General features: G+C 43.2%; 16 protein-coding genes. 9 read left to right on the top strand and 7 right to left on the bottom strand.

Features of this window, described 5'->3' with window-relative positions; translation table 11 throughout:
• Positions 1–72 precede the first annotated feature (72 nt).
• The 4 genes from DXB58_RS15060 to DXB58_RS15075 all read left to right on the top strand — a co-directional run bounded on the left by DXB58_RS15060 (position 73) and on the right by DXB58_RS15075 (position 6,980).
• Positions 73–3,201 (top strand): TonB-dependent receptor, encoded by a 3,129-nt coding sequence (locus DXB58_RS15060; protein WP_122137428.1) that lies wholly within the window; start codon positions 73–75, stop codon positions 3,199–3,201.
• A gap of 15 nt (positions 3,202–3,216) precedes the next feature.
• Positions 3,217–4,812 (top strand): SusD/RagB family nutrient-binding outer membrane lipoprotein, encoded by a 1,596-nt coding sequence (locus tag DXB58_RS15065; RefSeq protein WP_122137392.1) that lies wholly within the window; start codon positions 3,217–3,219, stop codon positions 4,810–4,812.
• Between the two features lie 73 nt (positions 4,813–4,885).
• A complete protein-coding gene (locus tag DXB58_RS15070; RefSeq protein ID WP_122137393.1) occupies positions 4,886–5,593 on the top strand; it encodes a DUF5020 family protein in 708 nt (235 codons plus the stop codon).
• Between the two features lie 73 nt (positions 5,594–5,666).
• Positions 5,667–6,980: a nucleobase:cation symporter-2 family protein gene (locus DXB58_RS15075; RefSeq protein ID WP_004301959.1), complete on the top strand. Its 1,314-nt coding sequence runs from the start codon at positions 5,667–5,669 to the stop codon at positions 6,978–6,980.
• A gap of 99 nt (positions 6,981–7,079) precedes the next feature.
• Here DXB58_RS15075 and DXB58_RS15080 read toward each other — a convergent pair whose 3' ends face one another.
• The 4 genes from DXB58_RS15080 to DXB58_RS15095 form a co-directional block, all read right to left on the bottom strand.
• Positions 7,080–9,215, bottom strand: a complete 2,136-nt coding sequence (locus DXB58_RS15080; RefSeq protein ID WP_122137394.1) for a KamA family radical SAM protein — start codon at positions 9,213–9,215, stop codon at positions 7,080–7,082.
• A gap of 241 nt (positions 9,216–9,456) precedes the next feature.
• Entirely contained in the window at positions 9,457–10,089 is a 633-nt protein-coding gene (locus DXB58_RS15085) for a hypothetical protein (protein ID WP_004301962.1), read from the bottom strand.
• 112 nt (positions 10,090–10,201) lie between these two features.
• Positions 10,202–11,590 carry a sodium:alanine symporter family protein gene (locus DXB58_RS15090; protein WP_122137395.1) on the bottom strand — a complete coding sequence of 463 codons (1,389 nt, stop codon included), beginning with the start codon at positions 11,588–11,590 and terminating at the stop codon, positions 10,202–10,204.
• 33 nt (positions 11,591–11,623) lie between these two features.
• Complete coding sequence (locus tag DXB58_RS15095) at positions 11,624–12,271, bottom strand: helix-turn-helix domain-containing protein (protein WP_004308278.1); 648 nt, start codon at positions 12,269–12,271, stop codon at positions 11,624–11,626.
• A gap of 147 nt (positions 12,272–12,418) precedes the next feature.
• Here DXB58_RS15095 and DXB58_RS15100 point away from each other — a divergent pair, with 147 nt between their 5' ends.
• From DXB58_RS15100 to DXB58_RS15115, 4 genes are all read left to right on the top strand, one after another.
• Positions 12,419–12,595, top strand: coding sequence for a histone H1 (locus DXB58_RS15100; RefSeq protein ID WP_004301965.1), 177 nt, complete (start codon positions 12,419–12,421; stop codon positions 12,593–12,595).
• A 170-nt stretch (positions 12,596–12,765) separates the two neighbouring features.
• Positions 12,766–14,322 (top strand): ATP-binding protein, encoded by a 1,557-nt coding sequence (locus tag DXB58_RS15105; RefSeq protein ID WP_074557880.1) that lies wholly within the window; start codon positions 12,766–12,768, stop codon positions 14,320–14,322.
• Between the two features lie 264 nt (positions 14,323–14,586).
• A complete protein-coding gene (locus tag DXB58_RS15110; RefSeq protein WP_004304808.1) occupies positions 14,587–15,855 on the top strand; it encodes a putative DNA modification/repair radical SAM protein in 1,269 nt (422 codons plus the stop codon).
• 21 nt (positions 15,856–15,876) lie between these two features.
• Positions 15,877–16,650 (top strand): TIGR03915 family putative DNA repair protein, encoded by a 774-nt coding sequence (locus tag DXB58_RS15115; RefSeq protein WP_009000641.1) that lies wholly within the window; start codon positions 15,877–15,879, stop codon positions 16,648–16,650.
• A 32-nt stretch (positions 16,651–16,682) separates the two neighbouring features.
• Here the strand turns inward: DXB58_RS15115 and DXB58_RS15120 are convergent, their stop codons facing one another.
• Positions 16,683–17,351, bottom strand: coding sequence for an MgtC/SapB family protein (locus tag DXB58_RS15120; protein WP_004308274.1), 669 nt, complete (start codon positions 17,349–17,351; stop codon positions 16,683–16,685).
• Positions 17,352–17,525: 174 nt separating this feature from the next.
• Here DXB58_RS15120 and DXB58_RS15125 point away from each other — a divergent pair, with 174 nt between their 5' ends.
• Complete coding sequence (locus DXB58_RS15125) at positions 17,526–17,894, top strand: DUF2809 domain-containing protein (protein WP_029425794.1); 369 nt, start codon at positions 17,526–17,528, stop codon at positions 17,892–17,894.
• 5 nt (positions 17,895–17,899) lie between these two features.
• On the opposite strand, the gene DXB58_RS15130 is transcribed toward DXB58_RS15125, so the two are convergent.
• Together DXB58_RS15130 and DXB58_RS15135 are read right to left on the bottom strand one after the other, a co-directional pair.
• Positions 17,900–18,769, bottom strand: a complete 870-nt coding sequence (locus DXB58_RS15130) for an ion transporter (protein WP_122137396.1) — start codon at positions 18,767–18,769, stop codon at positions 17,900–17,902.
• A gap of 38 nt (positions 18,770–18,807) precedes the next feature.
• Entirely contained in the window at positions 18,808–19,788 is a 981-nt protein-coding gene (locus DXB58_RS15135; protein ID WP_004308272.1) for a lytic transglycosylase domain-containing protein, read from the bottom strand.
• Positions 19,789–19,823 lie beyond the last annotated feature (35 nt).

A 19,823-nucleotide genomic window follows, 5' to 3' on the forward strand; every position in this document is an offset into this window, starting at 1 on the left:
TAATGTTTATTTCCCTCAAAATCAATGAGAAAAAATGCTAGATTTAAAATAATTAGTTATTTTTGCGGCGTGATGAACAAACAATATTTTATTATATCATTGAAAAAAGAAATTTTTGTGAGTTGCTTCTTGATAGGCTTGCTTTTCCTGGAGGGAGGAAATTGTTATGCTTCGGAGCAACAAGCGTTAAGAGGGACGATAGAAGTTCCTTCTGATCATAATACCGTGAGAGGGCGTGTAATTGATATCTATGGTGAACCACTGATCGGTGCTACAATACGCGAAAGGGGGGGAACCAATGGTACTGTGACCGATATTGATGGAAAATTCTTTTTGTCTATACCGGATAGTGCTGTCTTACAGGTTTCTTTTGTAGGTTACAAGACTGTAGAAGTCAATGTGACAGGTCGGAATGTGCTTGAAATACGTCTTCAGGAAGATGCGGTGATGCTTGAACATGTCATCGTAACAGCCTTGGGACTTGAAAAGGATGAAGCTACATTGGCCTATTCTGTGCAAAAAATCAAGGGAGAAGAACTGAACCGTGTCAAAGAAGTAAATATGATTGCTGCCCTGGCGGGAAAAGCTGCCGGTGTGCAAATCAACAAAAACTCTTCCGGTATGGGCGGTTCTGCAAAAGTCAGTCTCCGGGGAATCCGTTCTGTATCCGGTGATAATCAACCGCTTTATGTAATAGATGGAGTGCCGATGTCGAACACCTCTTCCGAACAGGCTTATTCGGCTATTGGTGGTACGGCGAATGCGGGGAATCGTGACGGAGGAGACGGAATCTCTAACCTGAATCCGGAAGATGTGGAAAGTATCAGTATCCTGAAAGGTGCTCCTGCTGCGGCTTTATATGGTAGCATGGCTGCTAACGGAGTGATTCTTATTACGACTAAAAAAGGAAACTCTGCCGGGCAAAGGAATATAAATTTCTCTACGGGACTCACTTTCGAGAAAGCATTCAGTATGCCTAAAATGCAGAATCGTTATGGTGTCAGTGATGTGGTAGACAGTTGGGGCGAGAAAGAGAATCTGATGGCTTATGATAATCTGAATGACTTTTTCCGTACCGGATTGACATCGATGACTTCCGTATCTATCAGTTATGGAAATGAAAACCTGCAAACTTATTTCTCCTATGCCAATACTACCGGAAAGGGGATAATCGACAAGAATAAACTGAAAAAGCATAATATAAACTTGCGTGAGACGGCTACTATGTTCGACAAACGTCTGAAACTGGACGGTAGTGTGAATGTCATGAAACAAACCGTCGAGAATAAGCCGGTATCGGGAGGTTTCTATATGAATCCATTGGTAGGTCTCTACCGTTTCCCTCGTGGAGAGGACTTGTCTTATTATAAAGATTATTTTGAAACCTATGACGAAGAACGGAAACTGGGTGTGCAGAACTGGCATACGTTTACCGAAGACTTCGAACAGAATCCGTATTGGATAACGAACCGCATACAAAGTAAAGAAACACGTACGCGCGTTATCCTTTCTCTTTCAGCAAACTTTAAGGTAAATGACTGGCTGACGATTCAAGCCCGTGGAAACATGGATTACTGGGCGGACAAGTTACGCCAGAAATTCTATGCGTCTACCGCCACCGCCCTGTGTGGAGCGAACGGACGATATATTGAGATGGATTATCAGGAAACGCAGATGTATGGTGATGTCATGGCGATGGTGAAGAAAACCTGGGGCGATTTTACGTTGGATGCGGCGATTGGTGGTAGTATAAATGATAAAGTCGTCAATTCTACCCGATATGATTCGAAAAATGCATCTCTGAAGTTTGCTAATGTGTTTAATATAGCCAATATCGTTATGAACAGCTCTGCCAGTATTGACCAGCGAATAGATCAACGCCGTCAGTTGCAATCTATATTCGGTACGGCACAGATCGGTTATAAGGAAAAACTATTTCTTGATTTGACGGCCCGTAATGACTGGGCGTCAACCTTGTCATATACCAAACATGAAAAATCCGGATTCGCTTATCCTTCTGTAGGGCTTTCCATGCTGCTTGATAAATGGGTGAAGTTACCCGAGTGGGTTTCTTTCGCTAAATTGCGTGGCGCTTATAGTAAAGTAGGGAATGATATTCCTCCATTTATCACTAATTCCTTTTCGCACATCAATGCCGGTGGCGAGATACAGGCGAATGATGCCGCACCTTTTAAGGATATGGAGCCGGAAATGACCCATGCCATCGAATTTGGAACTGAATGGCGATTCTTTCAACACCGTTTAGGGGTTAATCTGACTTATTATCGTACCAATACTTATAATCAGTTCTTCAAACTTCCCGCACTTGCAGGCGATAAGTATGCTTACCGATATGTAAATGCCGGAAATATCCAGAACCGAGGATGGGAATTGACACTGAATGGAACTCCCGTATTAACTCCTGATTTTAACTGGAAAACTTCTGTAAACTTCTCTACCAACAAGAATAAGATAGTGAAGTTGCACGAAGATCTGAAAGAAATGATTTACGGACCTACCAGTTTTTCTTCCAGCTATGCCATGAAGCTTATTAAAGGTGGTTCTATCGGTGATATTTATGGTAAGGCTTTTGTGCGTGATGATGCAGGCAATATCGTCTACGAAACAGAGGGTGATAATAAAGGACTTCCATTGGTGGAGGGCGATGGGAATACGGTGAAAGTAGGCAATGCCAACCCTGTCTTTATGATGGGATGGGACCATACATTCTCTTACAAAGGCTTCACCCTTTATTTTCTGCTTGATTGGCGTTACGGAGGCGAAGTCCTTTCGCAGACGCAGGCGGAAATGGATCTTTATGGGGTATCCGAAATAACGGCTGATGCGCGTGACAGGGGATATGTAATGCTCGACGGTCAGCGTATAGACAATGTGAAAGGATTCTATAAAATAGTAGGCGGGCGTGCCGGGGTGACGGAGTATTATATGTATGATGCTACCAATTTACGGTTGCGTGAAGTATCATTGAGCTATAATTTCTCCAAGAAGTGGATACAGAAAACGAAGGTACTGAAAGATGTTCAGCTTTCGTTTGTAGCTCGCAATCTATGTTTCTTGTATAAGAAAGCTCCTTTTGATCCGGATCTGGTACTTTCTACCGGAAATGATAATCAAGGAATTGAAGTGTTCGGAATGCCTACGACCCGTAGTCTGGGCTTTACTCTGAAATGTGAATTTTAAAGGCAAGAGAGAGAAATGAAGAGAAAATTTGTATATCTATATTTGTTGGGATTATTGCTGTTTTCTGTAGCTTGTACCGGTAACTTCCGTGATTACAATACCGATTTGTCCGGTATCACGGATGATGACTTGATTATTGATGACAATGGCTATGGAATCCGTTTGGGAATTATTCAGCAAGGTATTTATTTTAATTACGACTACGGAAAAGGAAAGAACTGGCCTTTCCAGCTGATACAGAATCTGAACGCGGACATGTTCAGTGGGTATATGCATGACGGCAAACCGCTGAACGGGGGCTCGCATAACTCCGATTATAATATGCAGGACGGCTGGAATAGCGCCATGTGGACACACATGTATTCTTATATTTTCCCACAGATATATCAGTCGGAGAATGCTACCCGGAATACACATCCTGCTCTGTTCGGGATAACGAAAATATTAAAGGTGGAAGCGATGCATCGTGTGACGGATTATTATGGTCCTATCATTTATAAGAATTTTGCTAATGCCGAAAAACATTACCGTCCGGATAAACAAGAGGATGTCTATTATGAGTTTTTCAATGAACTCGATTCTGCTGTAGTTGCTCTCACCAACTATATAGATGAGAAACCGGAATCCAATGGATTTGCACGTTTTGATATTTTGTTGGACGGGAAATATCCTTCCTGGGTAAAGTTTGCCAATTCCCTGCGTTTGCGTCTGGCAATGCGCCTTGCTTCTGTTGCTCCTGATAAGGCACGTTCTGAAATACAGAAAATAAAGGAAAACGGTTACGGCTTCTTTGAAGCGGAAACAGGAGGAGTGTTTGTTTCTACCAAATCCGGGTATACCAATCCATTGGGAGAACTTAACCGTGTCTGGAATGAAACTTACATGAGTGCTAACATGGAATCAATTTTGACCGGATATAACGATCCCCGTTTGGAAATTTATTTTGAACCCTGTACGGATGAGACTCTTAAAGGACAGTATCGTGGAATTCGCCAGGGAACCTGTTTTGCTCATAGTCATTATTCCGGATTGTCAAAGCTGTTTGTCAAGCAGGATACCGATACACCTCTGATGACTGCTTCTGAAGTCTGGTTTCTGCGTGCCGAAGCCGCTTTGCGCGGGTGGACGGATGAAGATGAAGAAGCTTGTTACCGGAACGGTGTAACTACCTCTTTTCATCAATGGGGAATTTATGGGGTGGAGGATTACCTGAAAAGTGAGCTGACAGCTTCCGACTTTATAGACACTTATGATGAAGAAAATAATATAGAGGCCCGTTGTAAAGTCACTCCCAAATGGAATCCGCAGGATGATAAGGAGACCAAACTGGAGAAGATTATCACGCAGAAGTGGATTGCCATGTTCCCGGAAGGTTGCGAAGCCTGGACCGAACAAAGACGAACGGGATATCCCCGTTTATTTCCCGTTCGATTCAATCATAGTAGGAGCGGATGCATCGACACGGAGATCATGGTGCGCCGTCTTAATTTCCCAGGTACATTGCAGACAGAAGACCCGGAGCAATATTCTGCTCTTGTCGAGGCTTTAAGCGGAGATGACCATGGAGGTACAAGACTCTGGTGGGATACGGGAAATAATAACCTGGAATAAAAAAAGACAGAAGTAATGTGTTTATATGTGTAGCTTTAACTATTTTTGCATCTTCATTTAAACACATTTACTTATGAAACAAATTATCTCTGCTTTTTTCCTCTGTATGTTGCTCTCTGGCATACCGGGATTGCAGGCGCAAAACATTCAGCTACATTATGATTTCGGACGTTCTTTGTATGATAAAGATTTGCAAGGTCGCCCGCTGTTCACCTCCACTGTGGAGAAGTTTCATCCTGATACTTGGGGAAGCACTTATTTCTTTGTTGATATGGATTACACCTCCGAAGGTGTCGCTTCCGCTTATTGGGAAATAGCACGTGAACTGAAATTCTGGAAAGGTCCTTTCTCTGCACATCTTGAATATAACGGCGGATTATCAAAAGGCATGTCTTATAAAAATGCTTATCTGGCAGGAGCTACCTACACTTTTAATAATACTTCCTTTTCCAAAGGCTTCACGCTGACTGCTATGTATAAGTATATTCAGAAACACCAATCGCCCAACAACTTCCAGCTGACAGGTACGTGGTACGTAAATTTCTGTCGCAATCTGCTCACTTTCTCCGGCTTTGCCGACTGGTGGCGTGAAGAAACCAACTACGGAAAAACTATCTTCCTCTCCGAACCACAATTCTGGGTGAACCTGAACAAAATCAAAGGAGTAAATAAAAATTTCAATCTTAGTGTTGGCTCCGAAGTCGAATTGAGTAATAACTTCGGCGGTCGTGATGGCTTTTATGTTATCCCGACACTCGCCCTCAAATGGACACTGAACTAAGAAAATCCAAATTCCGGAAGAATCTCTGTCTATCCCTTTGCGGAAGTTAAAAATATATAGAACAACCTGTTAAATGAAAACTGATTTAATCTACGGCGTAGAAGACCGTCCCCCCTTTAAAGACGCCCTGTTTGCGGCTTTACAACATCTCCTGGCTATTTTCGTAGCAATTATTACACCTCCGCTAATCATCGCGAGTGCCTTGAAACTGGATGTGGAAAAGACAAGCTTTCTGGTTTCCATGTCTCTTTTTGCTTCGGGAGTATCAACTTTCATACAATGCCGTCGTTTTGGTGCGATAGGAGCAAAGTTACTCTGCATTCAGGGTACCAGTTTTTCTTTTATCGGCCCTATCATCGCCACCGGATTAGTGGGTGGTTTGCCTTTGATATTCGGTTCCTGTATGGCTGCCGCACCTATCGAGATGATTGTGAGCCGCACATTCAAGTATCTGCGCAATATTATTACTCCGTTGGTATCCGGTATTGTTGTACTGCTGATCGGATTAAGCCTGATAAAGGTCGGTATTGTATCTTGCGGAGGCGGATATGCGGCTATGGATAACGGTACATTTGCCACTTGGGAAAATCTGTCCATTGCAGGACTGGTGCTTCTTAGCGTCTTGTTTTTTAATCGTTGCCGGAATAAATACCTGCGTATGAGTTCCATTGTGCTCGGACTTTGTCTTGGTTATGCTTTGGCATTTGCTTTGGGAAAAGTGGATATGAGTTCGTTGAATGTGGAAATGCTGATGAGCTTTAATATTCCCCAACCTTTCAAATACGGTGTTGATTTCAATGTATCTTCTTTCATAGCCATTGGCTTGGTTTATCTAATCACAGCAATCGAAGCAACAGGCGATGTGACTGCCAACTCTATGATTTCCGGACTTCCCATTGAAGGAGATTCCTATTTGAAACGGGTTTCCGGTGGAGTAATGGCGGATGGATTCAACTCCTTTCTCGCCGGTGTATTCAACTCTTTTCCAAACTCCATCTTTGCACAAAACAACGGTATTATTCAACTGACCGGAGTAGCCAGCCGTTATGTCGGCTATTATATTGCAGCAATGCTCGTCCTTTTAGGTTTATTCCCCATCGTCGGTGCCGTATTCTCTTTAATGCCCGATCCTGTATTAGGCGGTGCCACTTTATTGATGTTCGGTACGGTAGCCGCTGCAGGAATCCGTATTGTCTCCTCACAAGAAATTGGACGTAAAGAAACTCTGGTATTAGCGGTCAGCCTTTCTTTAGGCTTGGGCGTAGAATTAATGCCGGATGTATTACAACAAACTCCGGAAGCAATTCGAAGTATCTTCTCTTCAGGAATCACCACCGGAGGCTTAACTGCAATTATTGCAAATATAGTAATACGGGTAAAAGAATGAAAAATAAGTATTAAATATCAAGTATTAGGTATTACCACCGAAGTAGCTGATTTACGCTCGATATTTGTCGATTAATACTTAATACCTAATATTTATTTCTTATTCCTTAATACTTAAATTACTCATTTTTTCTGTTGTGCGGAAGGGGAAATCTGGATACTCGTAAAGACTGAAACGAGGTTCGGTTTCTCCTTTCGTATAATTCCAGATAGAAGCATAGTCTTCCGGATCTTCTCCCATCTTGGCTAACTGGCGCAGGTAAGCAGCTAGCGATTTATTCTCTACAATATAAATCTGTCCCATCTGATCGATAATCGGGCTATGATGACGAGTGCCATCATGTTCGAAGCGTAGAATTCGTTTTCCTTCTTCTGTTAGTCCCACCAACTGGAAAGTCATGCTTTTACCGATAGCCGGTAAATTCAAAACACTGCGATCAGTGGCAAGGAAAGGTAAATGATGCTTTCTCATGAAGCGTCTTAATTGCTTGGCAACATCCTCTTTAGGCTCCTCTTCCGTTCCCACTTTCGTCTCTAATATCTTATATAACTCATCCGCCTGTTCCGGTGTCATACGGCCATAAATCTTTTCCTCCTGTTGTTCCTGCATTGAACGACTGTTGGGTGCAAATACCGCATAATTCTCATTGAATCCCTTAACCGAGAAAGTGTAATAACATACCACCCCCAACGAATTGAGCACCTGACGGAGCCGGGTTGTATGCCCTCGACGTGAAGCAGCCACCGTATATACCAACTGATTCGTGATAATCCATCCCGCAGAAAGAATCTTCCGAATCGCTTCTTTAGCTTCAGGAGTAACCTCCAGCGGTGTCTGGAAATGAGTCTGAATAATAAACTGTTTCACACCGATAGCCGATGCTTTCTCCTTGAATTCCCGCAGAACATCAACCAGCCCGTCATTGATACGCATCGGCAAATAAGCCAACAGACGTGACCCCAACCGTACCCGTTGCAATTCCGCATATTTCTCTCCATCCTTGCGTTCAAGATTCGCCCTTTGTTTGCGTGCCGCCATCCGATACACCGCATCCAGAATATTCTGAAGCGTTTTATTCTGACTCATCAGCGCATCGCCTCCTGTAATAAGAATATCCCGCAACTGCGTATCCTCTTCAAAATAAGCCATTAACCGACGCAACTTACGATCCCATGATTCTTTCGGGCGTAATGACTCAAATTCGAAATTCAACCGCTCGCTCTGAAAATCATACATACGCTGACAGGAAGCACAAAGTCCTCCGCAAGCCCGTCCCATAGTGTCAGGAATGAGGATAGCCACCTCCGGATACCGACGATGAATGTTATGCCCGTCCGGCAAAAGCCATCCTGCAGCATTAGGCTTCCCGGCTTCTACAATATCCTCTTTCTCCCACGCGCGAATATTTCCATACGTCTCCACCAAACGTGGAGAATACAGAATATAACTCCGAATAGCCTCGTCATTATACCCATATCCCGTTACATTAAGCAACGATAAATAATAAGGAGTTGCAAAGAACGGCATCCCCTTCTTCCGGGCACGATAAAGCAAATACATAGTCTCTGAAGAAAGTGAATTTCCCAGGAATCGATTCAACTCGCCCGGACTTTTCACAGCCATTGCCAAATGAAAGCGGAAATCGTTCCACCACTCATTGACCAACCTGTATTTTTCTTCATAACTCATTCCCTCCTCAAAGTGAAAACGCACCGAAGGCTTCGACTTCCTGTTTTCAATCTTCTGAATCAGCAAGTGCAACATCCGCTCCTTATTCTCATCCCGCACTTCACGTACCTCTTCATCTAATCCCGTTTCCCACCGGTCATTCCGACTTTTGATACGTTGCGGCGATGGTAAGGGCACAACCTCTCCCTTCAACCGTTTAAACATCTGGAAAATTTCAATAAACAAATCCGTCGGCATCTCCATATTTTCCAACGTTCCCGTCAGAAACTCATAAAGCAACCGAATCGTCTGTACTGACATATCCTGTCCAGTAGACAGTTCATGGACATTCTGCCCATCATAATCGAGTAAGAGTCGAATTTGCTCCCTCGCCTCCTCCGCAGCCTCATTTTCTATCCCGCAAATTTCCAAAAACCGCAGCATCCCAGCCTTGAACTCTTCCGCAGAAGAGCTCTTATCAGCTATCTCCACCACTTCCGGAATTTCTTGATTATAGATTTGTTTCAACTGTGAAAAAGTAAGCGCAAGCATTTTCTTTTGTTTCATAAGCAATCTCTCTATTTTTTAATTATTATAATATACTACCACGTCGCATGGTCCCCCTGGCCTCGTCTGCATGGCGTCAAGTAGCCGGGCAGGCGCAGCCTTGATTTTTTCTTTTTGGTACTTTTCTTTTGTATCAAGACAAAAGAAAAAAGTACATAAAGATAACAAAAAAAGCGGAGGTACAAAACCCCCGCTTTTTCTATCCTATTAATCTTTACGATTTTCTAACATTTAAAGCGACTTATTTTTTCGTTTCCGTGTCGTCATTCTTCCGTTTCGGCTCCTTCTTGGCAAGAAGAACAATATTATACACATAATCCGTCATCCACTGTTCAGAGTATCCCAAACGCTCTTTGTACTGGCGAACAGTCGCAGCCGTTTTATGCACATCATCAGCCTTCCACACTGTCTTGGTACAAACATCGTGTACCGTTTTCTGTGTCATACCATATAAAGCCTTCTTAAAGATCGACGGCATACGAAACTTCCACTGCATCAGATTTCCCATCAGCATCATCAGATCATTAGAAAATCCCTGATACATGAACAAATAAGATTGAATATCATTTTGAGTGCGGCAGTTACGTTTCACGGAAGAGTCGATTTCCTTAAAGAAGTTCTCGTTCAACCCATAATCCTGCATCAGCATTTTGCGTGCAGCAGACTTTTCGGCCAATCCCAGTTTACCGTTTTGAGTAGGAACTTTAAACAAACGTTTGAAGTTAGCTACATCCGGCAAGAAGCGGATATTAGTGATACCGAGGTTTGTGGCGATAACTGACTGGAAATATACCCGGGTCAGTGATATGAAATCTTCTACATTGCCGACTTTCGTTTCATCGGATTTTTTCTTGAATAAACCAAATAAGCCCATTGTTATCTCTACAATTTTATTATTTACAATTTACTATTTTGAGCGTGTGGAAGGTATATAACATAACTACCATCTGTCAATTTGCGTGCAAAGGTACAAAAACAGTTGGTTTTCACCAACATTCCAAGTCCTTTTCGATGTCTGGCATTGTCTCTTTCTTAAAAACAGGGCTTTGGATGCCAGCTTTCTTTTGCGCCCGGTAATCATTTAACAGGCGGATAGCATATTTTCCGAGGAAAAGGATAGCGATCAGATTACAGATAGCCATTAACGCCATCGTGACATCTGCCAGGCTCCATACTATATCCAATGTGGCAAGTGAACCGAAGAGCACCATACCACCCACCAATATCCTGTAACCATGAAGTACCCATTTCCGGTGAGTGATAAAGCGGATATTGGCCTCACCATAATAATAATTCCCCAGAATACTGCTGAAAGCAAAAAAGAAAAGAGCTACGGCAACGAAGATACTGCCCGAAGAACCGATTTCGTTTGTCAACGCCTGTTGAGTCAGCTGCACTCCATTGGCCGAACCATCCAGAGGAGCCCCACTAAAGAGGATGATAAAAGCCGTACAGGTACATATCAATAATGTATCTGTAAATACCGCCAAAGTCTGTATCAACCCTTGTTTTACGGGATGGCTGACATGAGCCGTGGCAGCCGCATTCGGGGCCGAGCCCATACCGGCCTCATTACTGAAAAGTCCTCTCTTGATACCCTGCATTAATGCCATACCAACCCCTCCTGCCAATGCCTGCTCCCAACCGAAAGCATGGCTGACAATCAGTGCGATAACATCCGGTAAATGAGTGATATTGAGTGCAACAATAACCAGTGCCAGCCCTACATATCCCAAAGCCATAACAGGCACGATAATACTGCTGACGCGGGCAATGCGTTGAATACCTCCAAAGATGATAAGCAATGTCAGCAAAGTCAGCACACCTCCCAATATAATATGATTGAACCCAAAAGCATGCTCTGCCGCAGCACAGATCGTATTACTCTGTACAGAATTGAAAGCAAACCCGAAAGTAATGCTTATTAATACGGCAAAAAGCATTCCCATCCACGGTTGTTTCAACCCTTTCTTCATATAATAAGCAGGTCCTCCGATGAACGAATCCTTTCCGCGTATTTTGTATAATTGTCCCAAACTAGACTCTATGAAAGCACTCGAAGCCCCTAACAGTGCGATGACCCACATCCAGAAAATAGCCCCGGGACCTCCGATGGCAATGGCAGTAGCCACTCCCGCAAGATTCCCCGTACCCACACGGCTGGCGATAGAAATAGCGAATGCCTGAAAAGAAGATACATGTTTCTCTCCCTGTTTTCCTTTGCCGGCGGATTCGCTTAACAGCACGATCATTTCCCGGATCATGCGAAATTGCACAAAGCGTGTCCGTATACTGAACCAGACAGCACATCCTAATAACATAATAATTAGAATATACGTCCAAAGTATGTCATTAATCTCGTTGATAAAAGTCATAGTTAAGTATTAAGTATAAAGCATTGTTTGTGGTTATTCGTCTTTTATTCGGAAGTAAAATTTATGATTTTCGAATACAGGTTCCACAATATCATAACGAACAAATTTGGCGAGCAGATGTTCAGCGGCACGTCGTGAAAGTCCGGTTTGTCGACAGTAACGGTTGAGTGAGAGTAAAGTTCCGTGCTCCAGTTGATCGAGCAGGAGCTGTTCACGTTCGGTGTAGCGGATGAGTTCTCCACGGGGACTATCGCTCTGTTGCCATACACGGAGATGTATGGGAGTTGCCAGAATATTTTCGTCCTTGATGCGGAGATAGGCTAGGGGCTTTCCGGTTTCGTCCTTGGCGTAAACCGGTTTATGTGGAGTTTCTTCGATGGTTGCCACTAACACTTGCCGTCCTTCCACTATGTATGTTTGCAGAGAATATTCCACTTCCGGCACGCAATAAAGTTGTGCGGCGGCTTCAATCATATATTTTTCTTCTTCGGAGCGTACTCCTGCGATTTTACCATTGTCTTTAACGCCAATAAGTAATCGTCCTCCGTCCGTGTTGGCAAAGGCCGAGAGTGTTTTGGCTATTTTGCGTGCGTCGGAAATTTCGAATTTAAAGTCCTGTTGCTGGTGCTCTCCTTCAGCAATCAGTGCATGTATATAATCGGTATCTGTAAGCAGTTTCATGGCTACAAAGGTAGGTAAAAAAGGTAAAAAGCCCCTTTTTTAGATATTTTTCGAAGATTATTTCAAAAAAAATATTGATTTTATGCTTTTATTTCGGGAAACAGTGTATTTTTGCGGCACATTATTAACGAAAAAAATAAAAGGATTATGAAAGAATTGGTAGAAAAGGTAGCAGCTCTTTATGCTGACTTCTCAAAAGATGCTAACGCGCAGATCGAAAACGGTAACAAAGCAGCAGGAACTCGTGCTCGTAAGGCTTCTTTGGAAATCGAAAAAGCAATGAAAGAATTCCGTAAAGCATCTTTGGAAGCTTCTAAGAAATAATAGTTAGAAGACTACTAAGATATCAGAAAAAAGAGAGGGCATATCGTAAGCGATATGCCCTCTTTCTGTTTTAATGCGGAATGACTTTTAATTGTTTTAGTATGGATAGTGGCAATTATTTAAGTAGAAAGGTGTATCTTTGTATGTAGCAATCCCAAATATATGAATATATGAGTAATAAGATTTATCCTATCGGCATACAGAACTTTGAGAAAATCCGTAACGACGGTTATTTCTATATTGATAAGACTGCGCTGATTTACCAAATGGTAAAAACAGGTGGATATTATTTTCTTAGCCGTCCGCGCCGTTTTGGTAAGAGCTTGCTACTTTCTACTCTCGAATCTTATTTTTCAGGAAAGAAAGAACTTTTCGAAGGGTTGGCAATGGGAAAGCTGGAGAAAGATTGGATAAAATACCCCGTCATTCATTTAGACTTGAATGCAAAGAAATTCGATACAGTAGATGATTTAATTCGTCTTGTAGACCGGCAGTTGCTTGTATATGAAGCGCAATATGGTTCATGTTCGAAAGATGAAACGATAGACGACCGCTTTGTTACCCTGATCCGTATGGCAGCAGAGAAAACGGGAGAGCGTGTTGTGATTCTTGTGGATGAGTATGATAAGCCGATGCTGCAAGCAATCGGTAGGGATGAGTTGCAAGAAGAGTACCGGAATACATTGAAGGCTTTCTATGGTGTAATGAAGTCTATGGACGGTTACATAAAGTTTGCTATGCTGACAGGGGTTACTAAATTCGGTAAAGTCAGTGTGTTTAGTGATTTGAATAATCTGGATGACATATCGATGCGTCAGATCTATGTAGATATTTGCGGTGTCACCGAACAAGAACTTCATGATAATCTGGAGAGTGAGTTGCATGAATTGGCGGAAATTCGAGGGGTATCGTATGATGACGTTTGCAATGAACTGCGTGCGTGCTATGATGGCTATCATTTCACTCATAATTCTATTGGTATATACAATCCGTTCAGCCTTTTGAATGCATTTAAATATCAGGAATTCAGTAGTTATTGGTTCGAGACGGGTACGCCTACTTATTTGGTGGAACTGTTGAAAAAACATCATTATGATCTTCATCGCATGGCTCATGAAGAGACGACTGCCGAGGTTTTAAATAGCATTGATTCAACTTCCGACAATCCAATCCCTGTGATATATCAAAGTGGTTATCTTACTATAAAAGGATATGATCCTGAATTTGGTAATTATCGTTTGGGATTTCCTAATCGTGAAGTAGAACAGGGATTTATTAAATTTCTGCTTCCTTTCTATGCTAATACTAGTGCAGTGGAATCTTCGTTTGAAATACAAAAGTTTGTTCATGAAGTACGTTCCGGAGATTATGAGTCATTTTTCCGTCGCTTGCAAAGTTTCTTTGCTGATACTCCCTATGAGTTGGTTCGTGACTTAGAGTTGCATTATCAAAATGTTCTTTTTATAGTGTTCAAGTTAGTCGGATTTTATGTCAAGGCTGAATATCATACGAGTGAAGGACGTGTTGACCTAATCTTGCAAACAGATAAATTCATTTATGTTATGGAATTTAAGTTGAATGGCACGGCAGAAGAAGCGTTGCAGCAAATTAATGAAAAACATTATGCATTGCCATTTGAACACGATGAACGTAAACTATTTAAAATCGGAGTGAACTTTACTTCAGCAACACGAAATATAGAGAAATGGATGGTAGAAGCAGAGTAATATTAATATAGAATGAAATAATTATTTATAGCATGAAAAGCGGTTCGTTTGAATGAATCGCTTTTTTTATTTTCCAGAGTTGTCTGCTTTCCTGTTCGTAAACATCTTATCTTTTCTATTGCTTAGTTAATAAGAATATAAGCGTAGATTTTTATTTCTTCAAAATTGACTAATTTTGTATTTATATATTTGCTAAACTTTTTTTCTTCTATACGCATCTCAAATTAAATCGTATATTTGCGAAAAGAATCAAGATCGGTAATGATGAACGAAAACGTCTTAGCTAAACTGAAGATACTTGCAGAATCTGCCAAGTACGATGTTTCCTGTTCTTCCAGTGGTACGGTGCGTTCCAATAAGCCGGGAACGCTGGGAAACACTGTGGGAGGATGGGGGATATGCCACAGTTTTGCCGAGGACGGTCGATGTATCTCGCTATTGAAAATCATGCTTACCAATTATTGCATTTACGATTGTGCCTATTGCGTCAACCGTCGTAGCAACGATCTTCCCCGCGCTACCTTTTCCGTTTCGGAATTGGTGGAGCTGACGATGGAATTCTACCGTCGTAATTATATCGAAGGTCTGTTTCTTAGCTCCGGAGTAGTCCGTAATCCGGACTATACAATGGAGAGACTTGTGCGTGTAGCCAAAGATTTGCGGCAAGTGTACCGTTTTAACGGTTATATCCATCTCAAGAGTATTCCCGGAGCCAGTCGCGAATTAGTGAATGAAGCCGGATTGTATGCCGATCGTCTTAGTGTCAACGTCGAAATTCCCAAAGAAGAAAACCTGAAACTTCTGGCGCCGGAGAAAGACCATAAAAGCGTATTTGCTCCGATGAAATACATTCAACAAGGCGTGTTGGAGAGCAAAGAAGAACGGCAAAAGTTTCGCCACGCACCTCGTTTCGCACCTGCGGGACAAAGTACCCAGGTGATTGTGGGAGCTACCTCCGAATCGGATAAAGATATTCTTTTCCTTTCGTCGGCACTTTACGGGCGCCCCACCATGAAACGTGTCTATTACTCGGGCTACGTTTCCGTGAATACGTATGATAAGCGTCTTCCGGCATTGAAACAGCCGCCTCTGGTACGTGAAAACCGGCTCTATCAGGCTGACTGGTTATTGCGCTTTTATCAATTCAAGGTAGATGAAATTGTGGATGATTCTTATCCGGATCTCGATCTCGAAATAGACCCGAAACTTTCGTGGGCTTTGCGCCATCCCGAACAGTTTCCTGTCGACATCAATAAGGCAGACTACGAAATGTTGCTCCGTGTGCCGGGAGTAGGGGTGAAGTCGGCGAAACTGATTGTTGCTTCCCGTCGTTTTTCGCGGCTGGGATTTTATGAACTGAAGAAGATAGGAGTGGTGATGAAGAAAGCGCAATATTTCATCACTTGCAAAGAACTGCCTCTCCAGATGCAGACAGTGAATGAGCTTTCTCCGCAACGGGTGCGCAGCTTATTGTTGCCGAAACCGAAAAAGAAAGTGGATGAACGTCAGCTGTTGCTTGATTTTGGCGAATAGTAAATATGCTTGGTGTTTTTTATGAATGTTTATATTTACGATAAAACCTTTGATGGGCTGCTGACGGCTGTGTTTGACGCCTATTTCCGCAAGACTTTTCCCGATGCTTTGTTGTCGGAAGGAGATGCTTTGCCTTTATTTTGTGATGAGCTGCATACGGTAGTCACCGATGAAGAGAAAGCCGGTCGTGTGTGGCGGGGATTGCAGAAGAAGGTTTCCTCTTCCGCTTTGGGCTGTCTCACGCAAAGTTGGCTGTCGGAACTTCCGGAAATAGGAATACTTATTTTTCGATATATCCGTAAAGCAATCGATGCACCCCGCTCTATTGAAACCAATTTTGGTGATCCGGACGTTTTACAATTAGCGCAAATATGGAAGAAGGTAGATGGCGAACGTGTACACCTGATGCAGTTTGTTCGTTTTCAGAAAGCTGCCGACGGTACATTCTTTGCCGCTTTCGAACCGCAGTATAATGCCCTCCCGCTGACCGTTCATCATTTCAAAGACCGTTTTGCCGATCAGAAGTGGATTATTTACGACATGAAACGCCGCTACGGATTTTATTATGATTTGCAGGAGGTGACGACTATCTCGTTTGATGATGACAGCCGTGAATCACATTTGATTACGGGGATGCTGGATGAAAGCCTGATGGACAAGGATGAGAAGCTTTTCCAACAACTTTGGAAGACATATTTCAAGGCCATTTGCATCAAAGAACGCATGAATCCGAGAAAGCACAGGCAGGATATGCCTGTGCGTTATTGGAAGTATCTGACGGAAAAGCAAAAGTAGATTTCCATTTTGGGAGAGGAGCGGAAGTCTGACTATTCAATTCGCTGCACCGTTACATCCGGAAATTCCTGTATCAGCGAAAGCAGATGCCCTTCATCATTATTTCGCTTCGACTTGATAACCATCGTAACCTGATAATATTCTGTTTCACCCGTGTGTTGCGTTTCCATCTCGTAAGAGACTATCAGGTAGTCTTTAGAGTTGAATCTGTCCGCTATCTGTTTCAGTATGTCTTTGTTGGGAGTTGAGAAAGAAACCATCGAGCTTTTCATTCCGATGCTTTTAAATAGATAGCTAAGTAGTTCCAGTCCGACGAGGGTTAACACCGTGGCGGCAATGCCGATGGTGTACATTCCTGCACCTACCGCCAGGCCGATACCTGCTGTTGCCCAGATTCCTGCGGCGGTAGTCAGTCCGCGTACAATCTGTTTTTGAAAGATGATGGTTCCTGCACCAATAAATCCGATACCGCTGACAACCTGTGCCGCCACCCGACTGGGATCGAGTGTGACACTACTTTCTTTTATAATTTCCTGAAATCCGTATTGGGAAACAATCATAATCAAAGCACTACCTAGCGACACGAGAAAATGAGTGCGGTATCCGGCTTCTTTGGCACGGTATTCACGATCCAGTCCGATGATGGTTCCCAGTATTCCGGCGACCAATAAACGGATTACAAAATCCATATTCAACATCATGTGTTCAATCTCCTTTCTGTTTTTTATTGTTTGTGGAAAAATGCTTAGGACTATAAATATACAATTATTTCCCCTTTTTGTATCAATCATTTAGTAATATTTGAACGTATCCAATTCATTTTATCGTATATTCGCAGATTCAAACAAATGTTTAACCCCGCGACCGAGCAAATAATGAAGAAAAGAATTTTTTATATAATCAGCTTTCTGGTGATCTTCTGTATTGAGGTGTTGATAGCTTTGTATGTGCGCGACCGTTTCATACGTCCCTATGTCGGAGATATGCTGGTTGTAGTGCTGGTATATAGCTTTGTACGTATCTTTCTACCGACGGGGATTCCGCGGATGCCGTTTTATGTCTTTCTTTTTGCCTGTTTCGTAGAAGTGTTGCAATACTTCCAGCTGGTGGAAACATTGGGTATTACGAACCGCGTAGCCCGAATTGTGCTGGGTTCTACGTTCGATTGGGGAGATATTGCCTGCTATGCTGTGGGATGCGTTTTCATTGTCTTATTCGAGCATTTCGTCCGGCGTAGATCGTAGAGGATTTATTTCTCTTCCGCTTTGGTTTCGGATGGGTCCAGGCTGTGGCCGCAATATTTGCAAAACTCTGCATTATCTTCGTGTCCGGAGCGATGGCAGTTGGGACATTCTTTGTCTCTCCTGCGTTTATACTCTTTCATCATGGAGGCAGATACGATACCTGTGGGTACGGCAATAATCGTGTAACCGATCAGCATGACACAGGCGGAAAGGAATTTTCCGAGGCCGGTGGCGGGAGTAATATCTCCATAACCTACGGTAGTCATGGTGACGATAGCCCAATAGATGCTGTTCGGGATATTGTTGAACTGGGAGTTGGGTTGCGTTCCTTCAATCATATACATTAGCGTTCCGATGGAAGTCACCAGAATGACGACAAACAAGAAGAACACTGCAATCTTCTTACTACTTTCACGCAAGGCAGTGAGCAGCCGTTCCCCCTCATTCAGAAAGTTGAAAAGCTTGAAGACGCGGAACACACGTATCAGGCGGAAGGCACGGATGATGAGTAGATAACGGGCACCCGGGAAGAGCAGGCCGATGTAAAGAGGCAACGTGGCCAGTAAGTCTACGATACCGAAAAAGCTGAATATGTATTTCCGGGGACGGGGTGAACAGTAGATCCTCGTCAGGTATTCGAAAGTAAAGAAGCCGGTGAAAAGGAATTCCATAATGACGAACGGAGTCGTCAGATAGGTGGGAAGTTCTTTCAGACTTTCGATGATGACGAGCAATACGCTGACCAGAATACAGGCGATAAGAATCACGTCGAACAATTTCCCGGCAGGGGTGTCCGATTCGAAGATGATGACGTATAACTTTCGTTTCAGTTTCTCGTCATGCAAAAAACGATGGATTCTTTCTTTCAGTTTCATATCAATAGTGCTTGGCCGGAATTAAAGAAAAAGCCTTTTTAGTCGATAACCCACTGTTTATTGTAGGCAACGGTCTTTTGCGGGTTGTAATACATTCCCTCTTGTGTGGGAATATAGAGAATGTATGTCTTTCCGGTCTTGTTTTTCAATGAAGTGTCGCGCAGCCAGGGGTTGGCATCACGGAGTTGGGCATAGGTGATTCCTTGTGACTTTGCGTAGTCGTTCAGATCGTCGATAGAAGTGTTGACGGTTACCTCTTTATAAGGAATAGGCGGATACAGATGTTCCCGTTTCAAGAGGAATCCGTAACGTTGCGGGTTATTGAATATCTCTTTGGCTGCCAGCAGGCGGAACATGTAGCGGGAAGTTTCCTCTACCAGCCATAAGTCCATGGCATGACTTGCCAACTGCTTTTCAAGTTGGGAGGAGATGCGTCCCTGTCCGGCGTTATAGGCGGCGGAGACAGCCATCCAGTCGCCATATTTGGCATACGCCTGTTTGAAGTATTTGCAGGCGGCAACGGTTGCTTTTTCAATATGATAGCGTTCGTCTACGTTATCGTTCACTTCCAGCCCGAATTCCCGTCCGGTGGCAGGCATAAATTGCCACAGACCCGCTGCTCCTGCCGGAGAGCGTGCAATGTTGTTCAGATTGCTCTCGATGACCATCAGGTATTTAAAGTCATCGGGGATACCGTTTGCTTTCAGTATCGGTTCGATGATGGGGAAGTAACGGTTGGCACGCTTGATTAATAACATGGTGGTGGAGTGCATATAGGTGAAGGCCATCATCTCGCGGTCCATCCGTTCGCGGCGGTCATAGCGCCGGAGATCGATCGTTTCCCCGTCGAAGGTGACCTGTGCGGGAACGGTAGGCGGAGTGACACAATAAGGCACTTCCGATTTGGCGGAATGTTGTTCGTTCACTTGGCTGCTGCCTGTCAATATTGGGATGGAAGCACCGATGCAAAATACTAATATAAGTGTAAGAATATAGTTGATTTTCATTTGTCTTTTCATTTTATAACCTTTTTGGATGCTTCAATGTTTACGTC

Source organism: Bacteroides sp. OM05-10AA, assembly GCF_003439055.1.
Lineage (GTDB): Bacteria > Bacteroidota > Bacteroidia > Bacteroidales > Bacteroidaceae > Bacteroides > Bacteroides intestinigallinarum.